The organism is Actinotalea endophytica, from assembly GCF_025717005.1.
In the GTDB taxonomy this organism is placed as follows: Bacteria; Actinomycetota; Actinomycetes; order Actinomycetales; family Cellulomonadaceae; genus Actinotalea.
On record NZ_JAOVZU010000004.1, the window covers coordinates 327,484 to 341,551 of the forward strand.

Annotated in this window: 12 protein-coding genes and 1 pseudogene; all 13 read right to left on the reverse strand. The window is 70.6% G+C overall.

Annotated features, from left to right (window positions below; all coding sequences use genetic code 11):
* Positions 1 to 56: 56 nt before the first annotated feature.
* Complete coding sequence (locus OEB99_RS09045) at positions 57 to 1,478, reverse strand: PTS transporter subunit EIIC (protein ID WP_263509721.1); 1,422 nt, start codon at positions 1,476 to 1,478, stop codon at positions 57 to 59.
* 429 nt (positions 1,479 to 1,907) lie between these two features.
* Positions 1,908 to 2,207, reverse strand: a complete 300-nt coding sequence (locus OEB99_RS09050) for a ferredoxin family protein (protein WP_263509722.1) — start codon at positions 2,205 to 2,207, stop codon at positions 1,908 to 1,910.
* Complete coding sequence (locus OEB99_RS09055) at positions 2,204 to 3,490, reverse strand: FAD-dependent oxidoreductase (protein ID WP_263509723.1); 1,287 nt, start codon at positions 3,488 to 3,490, stop codon at positions 2,204 to 2,206. Before OEB99_RS09055 ends, OEB99_RS09050 begins: the two co-directional genes overlap by 4 nt.
* A 48-nt stretch (positions 3,491 to 3,538) precedes the next feature.
* Complete coding sequence (locus OEB99_RS09060) at positions 3,539 to 4,873, reverse strand: sugar porter family MFS transporter (protein WP_263509724.1); 1,335 nt, start codon at positions 4,871 to 4,873, stop codon at positions 3,539 to 3,541.
* Positions 4,864 to 5,736: a MaoC/PaaZ C-terminal domain-containing protein gene (locus OEB99_RS09065; protein ID WP_263509725.1), complete on the reverse strand. Its 873-nt coding sequence runs from the start codon at positions 5,734 to 5,736 to the stop codon at positions 4,864 to 4,866. Before OEB99_RS09065 ends, OEB99_RS09060 begins: the two co-directional genes overlap by 10 nt.
* A 44-nt stretch (positions 5,737 to 5,780) precedes the next feature.
* Complete coding sequence (locus OEB99_RS09070; protein ID WP_263509726.1) at positions 5,781 to 7,358, reverse strand: AMP-binding protein; 1,578 nt, start codon at positions 7,356 to 7,358, stop codon at positions 5,781 to 5,783.
* A gap of 22 nt (positions 7,359 to 7,380) precedes the next feature.
* Positions 7,381 to 8,271 carry an electron transfer flavoprotein subunit alpha/FixB family protein gene (locus OEB99_RS09075; RefSeq protein ID WP_263509727.1) on the reverse strand — a complete coding sequence of 297 codons (891 nt, stop codon included), beginning with the start codon at positions 8,269 to 8,271 and terminating at the stop codon, positions 7,381 to 7,383.
* Positions 8,272 to 8,283: 12 nt separating this feature from the next.
* The gene (locus tag OEB99_RS09080; protein WP_263509728.1) at positions 8,284 to 9,027 is read right to left on the reverse strand and encodes an adenine nucleotide alpha hydrolase family protein; all 744 of its coding nucleotides are present in this window, start codon (positions 9,025 to 9,027) and stop codon (positions 8,284 to 8,286) included.
* A gap of 21 nt (positions 9,028 to 9,048) precedes the next feature.
* A complete protein-coding gene (gene caiB, locus OEB99_RS09085) occupies positions 9,049 to 10,263 on the reverse strand; it encodes an L-carnitine CoA-transferase (protein WP_263509729.1) in 1,215 nt (404 codons plus the stop codon).
* Positions 10,264 to 10,275: 12 nt separating this feature from the next.
* Positions 10,276 to 11,412, reverse strand: a complete 1,137-nt coding sequence (gene caiA, locus OEB99_RS09090) for a crotonobetainyl-CoA dehydrogenase (protein ID WP_263509730.1) — start codon at positions 11,410 to 11,412, stop codon at positions 10,276 to 10,278.
* 16 nt (positions 11,413 to 11,428) lie between these two features.
* Positions 11,429 to 12,199, reverse strand: a complete 771-nt coding sequence (locus OEB99_RS09095; protein ID WP_318011397.1) for an alpha/beta hydrolase fold domain-containing protein — start codon at positions 12,197 to 12,199, stop codon at positions 11,429 to 11,431.
* Positions 12,091 to 12,489, reverse strand: a pseudogene (locus tag OEB99_RS19725) (alpha/beta hydrolase fold domain-containing protein); the annotation flags it as partial. The pseudogene OEB99_RS19725 and the gene OEB99_RS09095, both read right to left, overlap by 109 nt.
* Positions 12,490 to 12,519: 30 nt before the next feature.
* A complete protein-coding gene (locus OEB99_RS09105; RefSeq protein WP_263509731.1) occupies positions 12,520 to 13,845 on the reverse strand; it encodes an MFS transporter in 1,326 nt (441 codons plus the stop codon).
* Between the last annotated feature and the right edge of the window lie 223 nt (positions 13,846 to 14,068).

The following is a 14,068-nucleotide window of genomic DNA, read 5'->3' on the forward strand; positions in this document are numbered from 1 at the left end:
TCCTGGCACCGGGCGGGCCGGGAGGGGCCGCCGCCGGGCGGCCCCTCCCGGTGCGGTCACGACTGGGTCACCAGCTCCCGTTCGACCGGCTCGACCCGCGACCGCCTGCGGCGCGCGCCGAGCTCGGTGAGATAGGTGACGGCGAACGCCGTCGCGATCGTGACGGCGACCGCGAGGAAGTACGGCGCCGCCTTCGGCGAGGACAGGAACGCGGGCGACCCGATCAGACCGGTGAACGCGAACGCCGTGATGTAGACGTTGAAGATGCCGCAGACCAGGCCGCCGGCGAGACCACCGACGGTCACCGCGATGAAGTACCGCTTCGCCTTGACGATCACACCGAAGATGCCCGGCTCGGTGATGCCGGCCACGGCGTTGACGAACGCGGCTGAGCCGGCGACCGTGCGGGTCGGGCGGTCACGCGAGATCAGGAAGACCGCGAGCAGCACGCCGAGCACGGCGTAGTTGCCCATCCCACCGGCGGCGAGCGAGTACTCCTTGCCCTGGTCGGCGAGGATCGCGAGCTGGATCGGCAGCACCAGCCAGTGCACGCCGAACATGATCACGTAGATGAAGAAGCCGCCGAAGAGCAGGCTCAGCAGGATCGGGTAGTCGACCAGCCAGTTGTAGGCGTTCGCGATGCCGTCGGCGAACCAGAAGCCGATCGGGCCGAACACCAGCAGCGTGGCCGGCACCATGACCAGCAGTGAGATGACCGGGACGAGGAGCAGCTGGGTCATCTGCGGCAGGACCTTCTTCAGGCCGCGCTCGAGGTAGCCGAACACCCACATCGCCACGAGGATCGGCACGACGGTGCCGCCGAACGCCTGACCGATGAACGGGATCCCGAGGAAGTCGAGGTGCTCACCGGTCACGTTGATCGCGGTGAGGTTCGGCTCGAGCAGGGCGGCACCGATCGTGGCACCCACGTAGGGGTTGGCCCCGAACCGCTTGGCGGCCGTGAACGCGAGCAGGATCGGGAAGAAGTAGATCACCGCGTTGCCGGCCGCGGCGAGGATCGCGTAGGTGTTCGAGTCCGTGGCGATCCAGCCGTAGTTGGCCGAGATCGCGAGCAGGCCCTTGATGATGCCGACCGACGCGAGCAGCGGGATGTACGGGGTGAAGATCGCGGAGATCGTGGCCAGGAGCCGGTCGAGGAGGGATGCCTTGACGGTGACCGGCTCGACCGGCGCAGCCGCGACATCCGCGTCGTCGTCGGCCTGTCCGCCTCCGGGCACACCGGGAACCGCGACCACGGCGTCGTAGACCTTGGGCACGTGCGTGCCGATGATCACCTGGAACAGGCCCTGCGCCTCGAAGGCGCCGACCGCGCCGTCCAGACCTTGGACCACGTCCTTGTCGGCCTTGGCCGGGTCCCGCAGCTGGAACCTGAGCCGCGTCGCGCAGTGCGTCACCGACGCGATGTTCTCGGGGCCACCGACCGCGGCGACCACCTGCTCGGCGAAGTTGTCGTTCATGACCGTCCCTTCTCGGCCGGGAACGTCGGCGTCCCGGCGGCGGAAAGTGCTGGCGGTGCTGGACGGCGTCCGCGTCCCCGGCAGGGTGCCGAGGGCGCGCGGCGCCGCACCGGACGATCGGTCGACATGCCGCGGGCGCAGCGGAGCAGCGGGGCTGCTGAGATTCCTGCCACCTGGCACTCTCCCGTTCCTGGACCGCCGCGGTCTCAGGAGGGGGGATACCCGAACCCGCGCGACGGACACGTCCGTGCACCGGGCCCCAGGTCTAGCCTCGTCTGCGAGTCACTTCCCCAGATGGCCAAGCGAAGCTGTGCTTCGGCGAGGGATTATTCGCGGGATCGGCGGCGGCGTCAAGGATCGGCACTGACACGTCGCGTCGTTCGGCACGGAACGACCACCACCGACGACCCCGAGGTGCCGGGCGTCCGGTCACCCGTAGCGGTACTCGACGCCCATCGTCGGCCGCGGGTACGCCCAGGTCGCGACCGCGCGGCCACCCGCCACGATCCGGCAGGTGCCGCACTCGAGGCAGCCGGCGTAGTCGAACGTGGGTTCGCCGGCCTCGTCGACCTTGTACAGCGCGGCGGGGCAGACCCTGACGAGCTCGGCGAACTCGATCGGGTCGGGGTGCTCGGCGATCGTGATGTGGGCGTGCTCCTCGTCCACCTCGTACCGGTTCCGGCCGAGGTACTCCTCGATGCTGACGGTGGTCGGACGCGGAGTGCTCACAGCGATCTCATCCCCTTGACCAGGTCCTTCGCGACGTTCAGGTAGCCGGTGCGCTTGACGATCGGTGGGACCGCCTTCGCCAGCGGCCGCATCGGGGTGCCGTCGACCAGGAACAGCTCGCGCATCACGTCGCGCGCGAGGTCCGGGTAGTCGCGGAAGACCCGTGGCGTGCTCTCCATGAAGTGCGGGAACCGGCGCAGCGTGCGCAGGTCCCGCAGCACGAAGCTGTCCTCGAGCGCTGCCCGATAGCCCGCCAGGCCCTCGGCCGAGGTGTCCCCCGCGTCCAGCGCGGCGGCGGCGCTGCGTCCGGCCTGCTGCCCGGCCGCGAGCGCGAGGTCCATCCCGCGCACGGTGTACCCGGCGTTGACGCACATCAACGCGGACTCGCCGGCGAGCAGCACGCCGTCGCCGACCAGCGGCGGCAGCGCGTCGTAGCCGCCCTCGGCCACGAGGTGGCCGGAGTGCTCGACGACGGTCCCGCCCTCGAGGATCGGCGCGACGGCGGGGTGCCGCGTGAACTCCTCGAGCAGCTGGTAGATGGGTGTCTCGGACTCCATCAGGTCGCTGACCGTCGCGACGATGCCGACCGAGATCGTGTCCCGGTTCGTGTAGAGGAAGCCGCCGCCCACCCGTCCGTGGGTCGCGTCCCCGACGAAGAGCCAGGCCATGCCGTCGCCGTCGGCGCACATCGCCCGGTCGGAGATCACCGTCTCCGGGAGCTCGACGACGTGCTTGACGCCGACCGCGACCTGGTCCGGGCGGGGCCTGGGCGCGCCGACGGCCTGCGGCACGAGCAACGAGTTGACCCCGTCGCAGAGCAGCACGACGTCCGCGGTGATCTCGTCGTCACCGGCGCGGACACCGGTCACCCGGTCGCCGTCCTTGAGCAGCTCCTCGACCGCGATGCCGTTGATGTACTCGGCACCGGCGCCCTCGGCCTGCTCGGCCAGCCAGGGGTCGAACCGGGCACGCAGGACCGACCAGGACTCGTACCGCTCGTCGCGCATCAGCTCGTCGGTGACGTCGAGGGTCGTCGCGGAGTCGGCGGAGAGCAGGGAGACCCGCTCCCGCACGATCCGGCGCTCGAGCGGTGCGGACCCGGCGTCGTCCGGGAACAGCGCGCGCAGGGCGTGCAGGTAGAGCCGGCCGCCCGAGACGTTCTTCGCCCCGCTGGTGGTACCGCGCTCGATCACGAGCACGCTCTTGCCGGCCTTCGCCAGCTCGTAGGCGGCCGCCGGTCCGGCGCAGCCCGAGCCGACGACGATGGCGTCGAAGTCAGCCACGACGCTCCTTTCTGTGCGCAGGTCCGCTGACCTGCTCTCGGTGGTGGGTCAGCCGGCGCGCAGCGAGCTCGCCTCGGCCAGCGTGAGCCCGCGGGTCTCGGGGGCCATCGCGATCGACAGGACCAGGCATGCGACCAGCAGCCCCGCGCCGACGAGCATGGTCGGGCCGATCCCGTAGGCGGCCAGGAAGAGCGGCAACCCGTAGGTCGAGACCACGACGCCGATCCGGCTGATCGCGATCGCCACCCCGACCGCGGTGGCACGCACCTCGGTCGGGAACATCTCGTTCGGGTAGAGCCACTGCAGGATCCCGGGACCGCCGGAGAAGAACGCGTAGACGCCGAACGCGAGGATGATCACGACGATGCTCGCGCCCGGCCAGATCCCGGGGACGAGCAGACCGAGCGCCATCAGGGCGAGCGAGCCGATCAGCAGCGGGCGCCGGCCCATCGAGTTCAGCCAGTACATCGCGGGGACGGTCCCGATCAGGAAGAACAGGCTGACGGCCGCCTCGCCGAGCACCGACAGGCTCCCCTCGCCCAACCCGAACGCCGCGATGATCGACGGCCCGAAGGTGTACATCGCGTACATCGGGACCACCTGGCACAGGATCAGCAGCCCGAGGTAGACGATCCGGCCGAGGTAGCCCTGCCGGAACACCGCACCGAAGCCGGCCGGAGCAGGCTCCGGCGCGTCCAGCTCGACGTGCTCGCCGAAGACCTTCGCCATGACCTCGCGGGCCTTGTCGACCTGCCCGCGCTGGGCGAGCCAGCGCGGGGACTCCGGGATGTCGTGCCGGCCGATGAGCAGAGCGACGCACGGCACCAGCGCGCTGCCGAGCATCCACCGCCACCCGCCGTCGACCGAGTACAGGGCGAAGCCCACGAAGGCGGCCGCCGTCGCGCCGAGGTACCAGGCCGCGGAGACCACGCCCATCGCGATCGCCCGCTCGCTGCGCGGTGAGAACTCCGCGATCAGCGACGTCGCGATCGGGTAGTCCGCGCCGATGAAGAAGCCGAGCAGCAGCCGCAGCACGATCAGCTGCCACGCCGCGCCGACGAAGCACGCGGCGAGCGAGACCACGCCGATCGCCGACACGTCGAGGATGAACATGGTCCGCCGACCGAGCGCATCGGTGAGCCGACCCCCGACGAGCGAGCCGAAGAAGATGCCCGCGAGTGCCGCCGCACCGGTCGCCGCGGTCTGCGCGTCGGTCAGCCCGAGCGCCGGGGTGAGCTGCACGAGCGCGACGCCGATGATCGACAGCACGTACCCGTCGAGGAACGCCCCGCCGCTGGAGAAGAGGACGATCTTCTTCACGAAGCGGGTGGTCTGCGCGTCGTCGATGAGACGGCGCGTCGCCGCCCGGTCGGCTACTTCCATTCGATGACGCCCCAGTTGAGGTGCGGCTTGGCGGCCGGCGCGTCGGTGTCGACGAGGCGGAAGCGGGCCTCGTGGTCGCCGACCTGCCACAGCTGGGTGGACAGCGTCGAGCCGGGGTGCACGGGCGAGGTGATCCGGGTCTTGAACCGGGTCAGCCGCTCGGGCTCGCCCGGGATGAAGGTGCGGATGAAGTGGCGCATGACCACGCCCGCGTAGCTGATCGCGTGCAGGATGGGCCGCGGCTCGCCGTTCTCGGCGGCGTAGTCCCAGTCGATGTGCTGCGGGTGGAAGTCGCCGGACAGGCGGTAGATGAGGGCCTGGTTCTCCGGGATGGTCTCGACGACCTCCGCGTCGGGCTCGCGGTCGGGCATCTCGACGACGTCCTTGGGCGCGGCCGGGCCGCCCCAGCCGCCGTCGTAGATCAGGCAGTCCCAGGACTCGTTGGTCAGCAGCAGGGTGCCGTCGGAGTCGTAGGTGTCGCCGATGTGCTGGGCGAGCAGGCCCTTGCCCTCGCCGCGGTCGTACAGCCCCTCGAGCCGGACCATGGTCGAGACGCGGTCGCTGAGCCGGGTGATCGGCTGGTGGAACCGGAGGTCGAAGCCCCAGTGCAGCGAGCCGGCGTAGTTGTAGCCGTAGTCGATGGTCCGGGTGACCTCGGAGTCGACGATGAGCATCGCGCCGAACATCGGCAGCACCTTCAGGCTCGGGTCCCGCTCGTCGTGCTCGTTGAGGTAGACGAGGTCGTCCTTGCCGTCGATGCCGGCCCCGCAGCCGAGCGCGAACAGCTCGAGGTCGCGGAACGTGTAGTCCCGCACGAACGGGCCGAAGGTCTGGCCCACCATCTCGGTCTGGATCCTGCCCATCTCGTTGTCTTTCCCTTCATCGGGTCCGCAGCCGTGCGGACGGTTCAGTGCAGGAGCCGCTTCTCGATCTTCATCGACTCGGTCCGCGGGAAGTCGTCGACGATCTCGACGAGCTCGGGGACCTTGTACGGCGCGAGCCGCTCGCGGCAGTGCTGGGTGAGGTCCGTGGGGCTGAGCGCGGCGCCCGGGTCCAGCCGGACGAACGCCTTGACCGCGCGGTCGCGCACCGGGTCGGGGACCCCGACGACGGCGGCCTCGGCGACGAGCGGGTGCGACGTGAGGACGCACTCGACCTCGGTGGCCGAGACGTTCTCGCCCGCCCGCTTGATCACGTTGATGCTGCGGTCGACGAAGTAGAACCAGCCGTCCTCGTCCCGGTAGCCCTGGTCGTGCGTGCGCAGCCAGCCGTCGGCGCCGAGCGCCGCGGCGGTGGCAGCGGGGTCGTCGTGGTACCCGAGCATGAGCGAACGCCCGGGCACCCCCTTGATCCGGAACTCCCCCACCCGGCCGGCGGGCAGCTCGCGCCCGGCCTCGTCGAAGATCCCGACCTCGTAGCCGAGCCCGGCACGCCCCACCGAGGGCCACCGCCGCTCGCCCTGCGGCGGGTCGGTGACGGCCCACCCGATCGACTCGGTCGAGCCGTAGCTGTTCAGCAGCCGGATCCGGAACCGGCGCTCGAACTCGGCCTTCTCGGCGTCGGACAGCGGCATGAAGTAGAGCGCCTCGCGCACCTCGTGCACGCCGTCGTCCGGTGAGGGCGGCTGGAGCATCAGGGTGCGCGCCATCATGGCGATGAGCTGGACGACCGTGGCGCGCTCGGCACGGACCTGCTGCCAGAAGTGGCTGGCCGAGTAGCGGTCCACCACGATCAGCGCGGCCCCGGCGACGAGCACCGGCGTCAGCGCGGCGAGCTGGAAGTTCGAGTGGCAGGACGGCATGGTCGTGAGCAGCCGGTCGTCGCTGCGCAGCGAGGTCTGCCACACGCCGTAGTGGCCGGAGAACACGACGTTCGCGTGCGTGACCATGACGCCCTTCGGCGCCGCCGTGGTGCCCGACGTGTAGAGCAGCTCGAGCACGGTCTCGTCGCTGATCTGCGCATCGGTCACCGGCGCGGCCGGCTGACGGCGGCACAGCTCGGCGTAGGACTGGACGCCCGGCTCCGCGGTCCTGGAGTCGTGCGCACTCTCGTGCGACACGTCGCCCCCGGCGAGCACCCGCAGCTCCGTCAGCCCCTCCTCACGGAGTGCGAGGTGGTCGCCCACCCGGGTGGCGTCGACCACGGCCCACCGTGCCCCGCACGCCCGGTAGGCGCGCAGCAGCTCAGCCGGGGTCGCGCCGAGCCCGGTCGGCACCGCGATCGCACCGATCTCGGCCAGGCCGAACAGCGCGGAGAGCACCTCGGACCCGTTGCCGAGCTGGAGGATCACCGTGTCGCCCGGCCCGACCCCGACGGCGCGGAACGCGTGAGCCGCCTGGTGCACCAGCGCCGCGAACTGGGCATAGCTGAACTCGCTGCGGCGCCCGGCCGGACCGAGGTGGACCAGGAACGGACGGTCGCCGAAGCGACGGCACGCCGTGTCCCACAGGTGTGTCGTCGTCTGACCCGTCGCGATGTCGGCCACCGCCCGCTCCGTCGCCGCTGCCTCAGAGCGCGTCGACCAGCGCGGGCAGCACCTGGTACAGGTCGCCGACCACGCCGAAGTCGGCCTGCTGGAAGATCGGGGCGTTCTTGTCCTTGTTGATCGCGACGATCACCTTGGCGTGGTTGACGCCGACCAGGTGCTGGATCTGGCCCGAGATCCCGATCGCGAGGTAGACGTCGGGCTTGATCGTCGCCCCGGACACGCCGAGGTAGCGCTCCGCGGGCATCCAGCCGACGCCCTCCGAGATGGGCCGGCTGCAGGCCAGCTCGGCGCCGAGCCGGTTCGCGACGGCGCGTGCGAGGTCGAGGTCCGCCTCGGCGGCGAAGCCCCGCCCGACACCGACGACGCGCTTGGCGGCGGTCAGATCGACCTGCTCGCCGCCCTTGGGGCGGGTCTCGACCAGCGTGAGCCCGGCGGTCGGCGTGGCGTCGACAGGTTCGACCGCACCCTGCCCGGCGACGTCCGACGGCGTCACCGCGCCGGGTTCGAGCACCAGCACCGCGACGGGTGCGGTGATCTCGTCGGTGGCCACCGCGAGGCCGCCGTAGGCCAGCCGCGTGACCACCAGCGGAGCGGTCGACACGACGCCGGCGACGTTGGTCGGGCCGACGCCGAGGTGGGCGGCGACCTGGCCGGCGAGCAGCCGGCTGCGCACGTCGCCCGCGAAGGCGACGACCGTGGCCCCGCGCGCCGCGAGCAGTGCGGCGACCGGCTGCGCGTAGGCCTCGACCAGGGCGCCGGGGGCCGCGTCGACGGTGAGCGTGAGGTCCGCGTCGGCCAGGCCACCGGCGCCGACGCTGACCGCCACGACCCGCTCGGCGAGCGCGCGGGCCGAGCGGGCCAGGGCGTTGCCGCCGTCCAGGTCGTGGACGACGATCCAGGCTTCAGTCATGATTCCGTGCTCCTAGAGGGTCGTGAGGAACTGGGCGAGCTGCTGCGCGGTCTCGGCGGGGTCGCCCTCGACGACGACGCGTCCGCGGTCGACCTGCTCGGGGGCGAGCAACGACGCGACCCGGGCCGAGGCGCCGGGCATCGCGGCGGCGACCTCGGAGACCGGCTTCTTGCCCGCGGCGAGGATGTCCTTCATCCCGGCGATGCGTGGGGTGTTGATGCCCGAGGTGAGGCTCAGCACCGCGGGCAACGGCACGTCGACGACCTGCACCCCGTCCTCGAGCAGCCGCTCGACCCGCACGTGGTCCCCGTCGACCGTGATGGCGTCGACCTGGTTCAGCGTCGGCCGGCCGAGCAGCGCGCCGAGCTGGTTGCCGACCTGCTGGGCGTAGCGGTCGGAGCTGCCGGCACCGAGCAGCACCAGGTCGCAGCCGCCGAGCTCGCCGACCGCCGCGGCGAGCGCGCTCGCGGTCTGGAAGCTGTCCGCGTCGGGGTCACCGGGAACGACGACCAGGCTGTCCAGCCCGCGCGAGAGCACGTCCTTGCGCAGCTTCGAGCCGGACCACCCCTCGCTGCCGACGCTGAGGCCGATCACCTCGCCGCCGACCTGGTCGGCGACCTGGCGGGCGGCCTCGACGGCGTTGAGGTCGTAGCTGCCGACCTTCCACTGCGCACGGGACAGGTCCAGGGTGCGGTCGGGCTTGACCGCGATGTCCGAGTCCTCCGGTGCGGCCTTGACGCACGCGACGATTCGCATCGAGTTGTCCTCTCTCGGGGTCTAGGCGGGTCGCTTGACGACGCCGGCGGCGACGAGGCGGTCGACCTCGTCGGGCGAGTAGCCGAGCTTGGCGAGCACGTCGACCGTGTCGTGCCCCTGGTCCGGCATCGGCCGCCAGACCTGCCCGGGGTGCTGGTCGAAGCGCGGGAACACACCCAGCCCCTTGAAGGTCTCCCCGTCCGTGGTCGGCCAGTCCTGCCAGACCCCGCGGGCCTCGAGGTGCTTCTCGGCGACGAGGTCGGAGAACTCCATGACCTTCTGGGCCGCGATCCGGTGCGCGGAGAAGTCGGCCTCGACGTCGGCGACGGTGCGGGTCGCGAGATGGGCCTCGAGGTGCTCCTCGATCTGCCGGGCGTGGGAGCTGGACAGCCAGAGCGCGCTGCAGTCCTCGGGGTAGTCCCCCGTGCCCCACAGGTGCCCGAGCCCGATCGTCTCGAGGAGGTACTTGTTCTGCGGGACGCCGTACACGCACAGACCGATGAAGCCGTCCGCGCAGCGGTACTCGCCGATCGCGCAGAGGTTCTGGTTGCGCGCGCCGGGCCTCGGCCAGCTGATCCCGGCGTTGAGGTAGTCGACCAGGTAGTACTGGCCGATGGACAGCAGGGTCTCGAACATGGCGAGGTCGATCGACTCGCCCTTGCCGGTCCGGCCCGTCTTGTGCAGCGCGGCGAGCGTCGCGCCGACGATCATCAGCGAGTTGAAGTAGTCGCCGGCGTACGGCCCGGGGTTCATCGGCTGGTCCGGCGTGCCGTTCTGGCTCATGTAGCCCGAGTAGGCCATCACGGTGAGGTCGTAGGCGGCCCGCGTCACCATCTCCGGCACACCGGTCTGGCCGAAGCCGGAGACGTGCACGATGACGAGCTCGGGGTTGGCCTCACGGAGCACCTCGTCGGTCAGCCCGCGCTTGGACCAGGTGCCGCCCTTGCTCGACTCGATGAACACGTCGGCGTCGGCGAGCATCCGCAGCAGGACCTCCCGCCCCTCGGCGGAGAAGAAGTCGAGCGCCACGGACCGCTGGTTGCGGCGCTCGGCCTGCTTGATCCACGGGGTGTCGCGGATGGTGTCACCCGCGCCGGTGTTCTCCAGCCAGGTCACGTCGGCGCCCCAGTCGGCCATCAGGCTGGCGGCCTTGGGCACCGCGAGCTCCATCGCGGAATAGACGACCTTGACGTCGTCAAGAACACCGAAGGACGGCTTCTCGGTTGCGATATCCATGGGATTCATTCCTCAATTCGCGTACGCGCGCAGCACGCCCTTGGCCACGGTGAGAATCATCATTTCGTCGGTGCCGCCGCTGATCCGGTCCACCCGCAGGTCACGCCAGATCCGCTGGATCCGGTGGTCGCCGGCGACCGAGATCCCGCCCATGACCTGCATCGCGTCGTCCACGACGGCGAACGCGGCGTTGACGCAGTAGTACTTGCACATCGCCGCCTGGGCGGACGTCATTCCGTCGTTGTCGTAGTGCCACGCGGCCTCGTAGAGCATGTTCTTCATCGCGTCGAGCTTGATCGCCATCTCGCAGAACTTGAGCTGGTTGAGCTGGAACCGCCCGATCGGCTTGCCGAACTGCACCCGGGCGTTGGCATAGCGCGCGGCGTCCTCGAACGCGGACAGCGCCACGGCGTAGTCGCTCAGGCCCACCAGGAACCGCTCGAAGTCGAAGTCCTTGACGCCACGGCGGAACCCGTTGCCCTCGGTGCCGAACATGTCGTCCTCGGTCAGCTCGACGTCCTCGAGGTAGACGTCGGAGCAGCTGTCCATCCGCAGGCCGAGCTTGTCCAGCGGCTCGATCCGCACACCGGGCAGGCTCATGTCGAGGAACCACTCGGTGAAGACCTCGGGGTCGTCGGCGTTGCGCGCCATGACCACCAGGTACGGCACGTGCGCGGACGACGTGATGAACGTCTTGTGCCCGTTGAGGTAGACCTTCCCGTCCCGGCGCGTGTACGTGGTCTGCAGGCTGCCGACGTCGGAGCCCGCGCCGGGCTCGGTGCACGCGGAGTTCCAGATCTGCTTGCCGGTCCCGACGTACGACAGCACCGTCTCGACCTGGTGGGGCGTGCCCTCGCGCAGGATCGTGTCGAAGCACGGGAGCTGGTAGAGCACATAGGTCGGGGCGCCCCAGCGCCCGAGCTCCTCGTAGACGGCGGTCAGGGTGACCAGGCCGAGGTCGAGGCCGCCGTGCTCCTCGGGCAGCATGATCAGGTCGAAGCCGAGGTCGCACAGGTCCTTGACCCAGCGCTCGGGGTAGGTGTGGGTCCGGTCGCACTCCGCGAAGTACGCCTCCCAGTTCTCCCTGGCCATCAGGTCTCGGACGTTCTCGACGAGCAGCTCCTGCTCGTCGCTGAGGCGGAAGTCCATCTGCGGGTTCTCCTTGTCAGTGGGTGGTCTCGAAGGCTCGCCGCAGGAAGGCCCCGCCGCGCTGCAGCGCGACGACGGCGTCGTCGAGCATCCGGGAGTGGTGCAGGAAGCCGTGCAGCACGCCGTCGAACACGTCGTGCACGTGGCGCACGCCGCGCACGGCGAGCATCTGGGCGAGCGCAGCCGTGTCGTCGCGCAGCGGGTCGAGCTCGGCTGCGGCGAGGTAGCAGGGCGGGACCCCGCTGCCGAGGTCGGCGCCCAGGCAGTCCAGGTACGGGCTTCGGGCGTCGGCCGGATCGGCCAGGTAGCACTCGCTGTAGTACTCGAGGTCGGCCTCGGTCAGCCCGTCCCACGGTCCGCCGAGCAGCCGTCGGCTCGCCGAGTCCCGCAGGCCGTACAGGCCGTAGTAGAGCGCCAGCGCCGTCACCGCGACGGGCGGCCGGCCCTCGGCCGCCTCGTCGCGCAGCAGCAGCGTCGTGGCCAGCGCCATGTTCGCGCCCCCGCTGTCGCCGGCGAGCGCCAGTCGGCTGCCGTCGACCGGGAGGCCGCCCGCGCCGTCGAGCAGGTGCCGCGCGACCGCGGCGCACTGCGCGACGGCGACCGGGCGCGGGGCGGCCCCCCCGCCCCCGCCCGCGGGGGGGGCGCCCCCCCCCCCCCCCCCCCCCCCGCGACCGGGAACTTCGCCTCGGGCGACAGCGCGTAGTCGACGCCCACGACGGCCGCGCCCGACTCGTGGGCGAGCCCACGCATGATCCGGTCGTGGGTGTTGAGGTCGCCGACCACCCAGCCACCGCCGTGGACGTAGACGACGACCGGGAGGCCGTCGGCGTCCACCGGCAGGTGGCAGCGGATCGCCACGTCACCGTGCGGGGTCGCGACGGTGGCGTCGATCGTGCGCGCCATCGTCGGACCGCCCTCGTTCCAGAACCGGCGCTCCAGGGCGTAGGCCGTCCGCAGCTCGGCGGTGCCGGCGTCGGTCGCGTAGGCGTCGGGTGCGAGCTCGGCCGACGTGCTCAGCACGGCCCGCATCTGGTCGGAGATCCGGTCGAGGACCGGCAGCTTGGTGACGTTGCTCATGGTTCGGTCCGTTGCGTTCCGCGGGCCGGTTCAGACCGTCGCCGTGACGCTCTCGCGCTCCGCCACCTGGTCGCGGGACCGCGTCCTGCGCAGGTAGAAGAACAGCGCGAGCGAGGCGATCGCGGCGAGCACGGCCGAGCCGACCAGGATCATGAAGATCTGCTGGTACGCACCGGCCGCGACGTTCCCGTCGGCATCGGTCTGCGCGTCGAGGATCGAACCGAACCAGGTGCTCGAGAAGGTGTCCGGCAGGAAGCCGATGATCGAGAGCAGACCGGTGGCCGCACCGAAGTAGGTCAGCGGCACCTTGCCCTCGGTGAGCTGGGCGGAGACCACGCCGAACGAGCCGTTGGCGATGAACCCGAGCACCACGACCAGCGTGCAGGCCAGGACCACGATGCCCGCGGAGGCAGGCAGCGCCATCATCGTGAGCAGCGCGACGCAGAACAGGACGGAGCCGGCGGCGATCACGACGGACGGCCGGAACTTGTTCGCGATCCAGCCGAACGCGGGGCCGGACAGCAGCGTGATCCCGTAGTTGCGGATGTTCGCGACGATCGTGGCGGCGGCGAGCGAGACGCCCAGGACACCGGTCATGTACGGGGTCGTGTAGGTCACGCCGGTGTAGAAGAAGTAGACGAAGAACAGCGAGACCGCGGCGATCCAGACCACCGGGTCACGCAGCGCCCGGCCGAACTCCGCGAGGCTGAAGGTGCTCTCGCCCTTGATCTCACCGGCGAACTTCGGGATGAACAGCCACGACAGGATGCCCAGGACCAGGATCAGACCGCCGAGGAAGAACAGGTAGATCGAGACGCCCAGACCGAGGTTCTCGCCGACCGCGGCGACGATCCAGGTCGAGATCAGGCCGATCACCAGGCCGGCCACGCCGTAGATGCCGTACGAGATGCCGATCCGCTTCGGGTACTCGTCCTCCTTGGAGACCAGGCGGACGAGCTTGTAGCGCACGCCCCACCAGATCAGGATCGTCGTGACGCCCATCAGGATGAACACCGCGTACAGCACCGCGAGGCTCGGCAGCATCGCGTAGACGAAGGTCAGCAGGGCCGTCGAGACGAACCCGACCGACGAGAGCGTCCGCATCCGGACCTTGTCCGCGAGGATGCCGGACGGCAGGTAGCAGATCAGCGCGGTGATCGCGTAGGCGCTGAAGACTGCGCCGAGCTGGGTGTTCGTGACGCCGAGCGCCTCGCGCAGCGGGTCGTAGAACACGGCCTTGAGGTAGGCGGGCGCGTAGATGATCGAGCTGCCCATGCTCGCCAGTGCGAGCAGGAACCAACGCCGACCTGAGCTCAGGTCCGCGTAGCTCTTCTCGTCACCCAATGAGTTCACCATCGAGACTCCCTAGCGGTGGATGCGGGCCGCTTCGGGGACTCCGGAGGTGAGCGGCCAGGGCGCTTTCGGCCCGGCCGGAAGTGTTGCGGGCGCCGGGGCCCGCAAGGCCGCTGAGGCATCGACAGATCGGCGTGAATCGCAGGTCCATCAGTTTCCGCGACCCGGATAGTCAACTTCTCGCGATGGGGGTCCCAGGTCGCTGATGGGACACTACGTAGCGGCG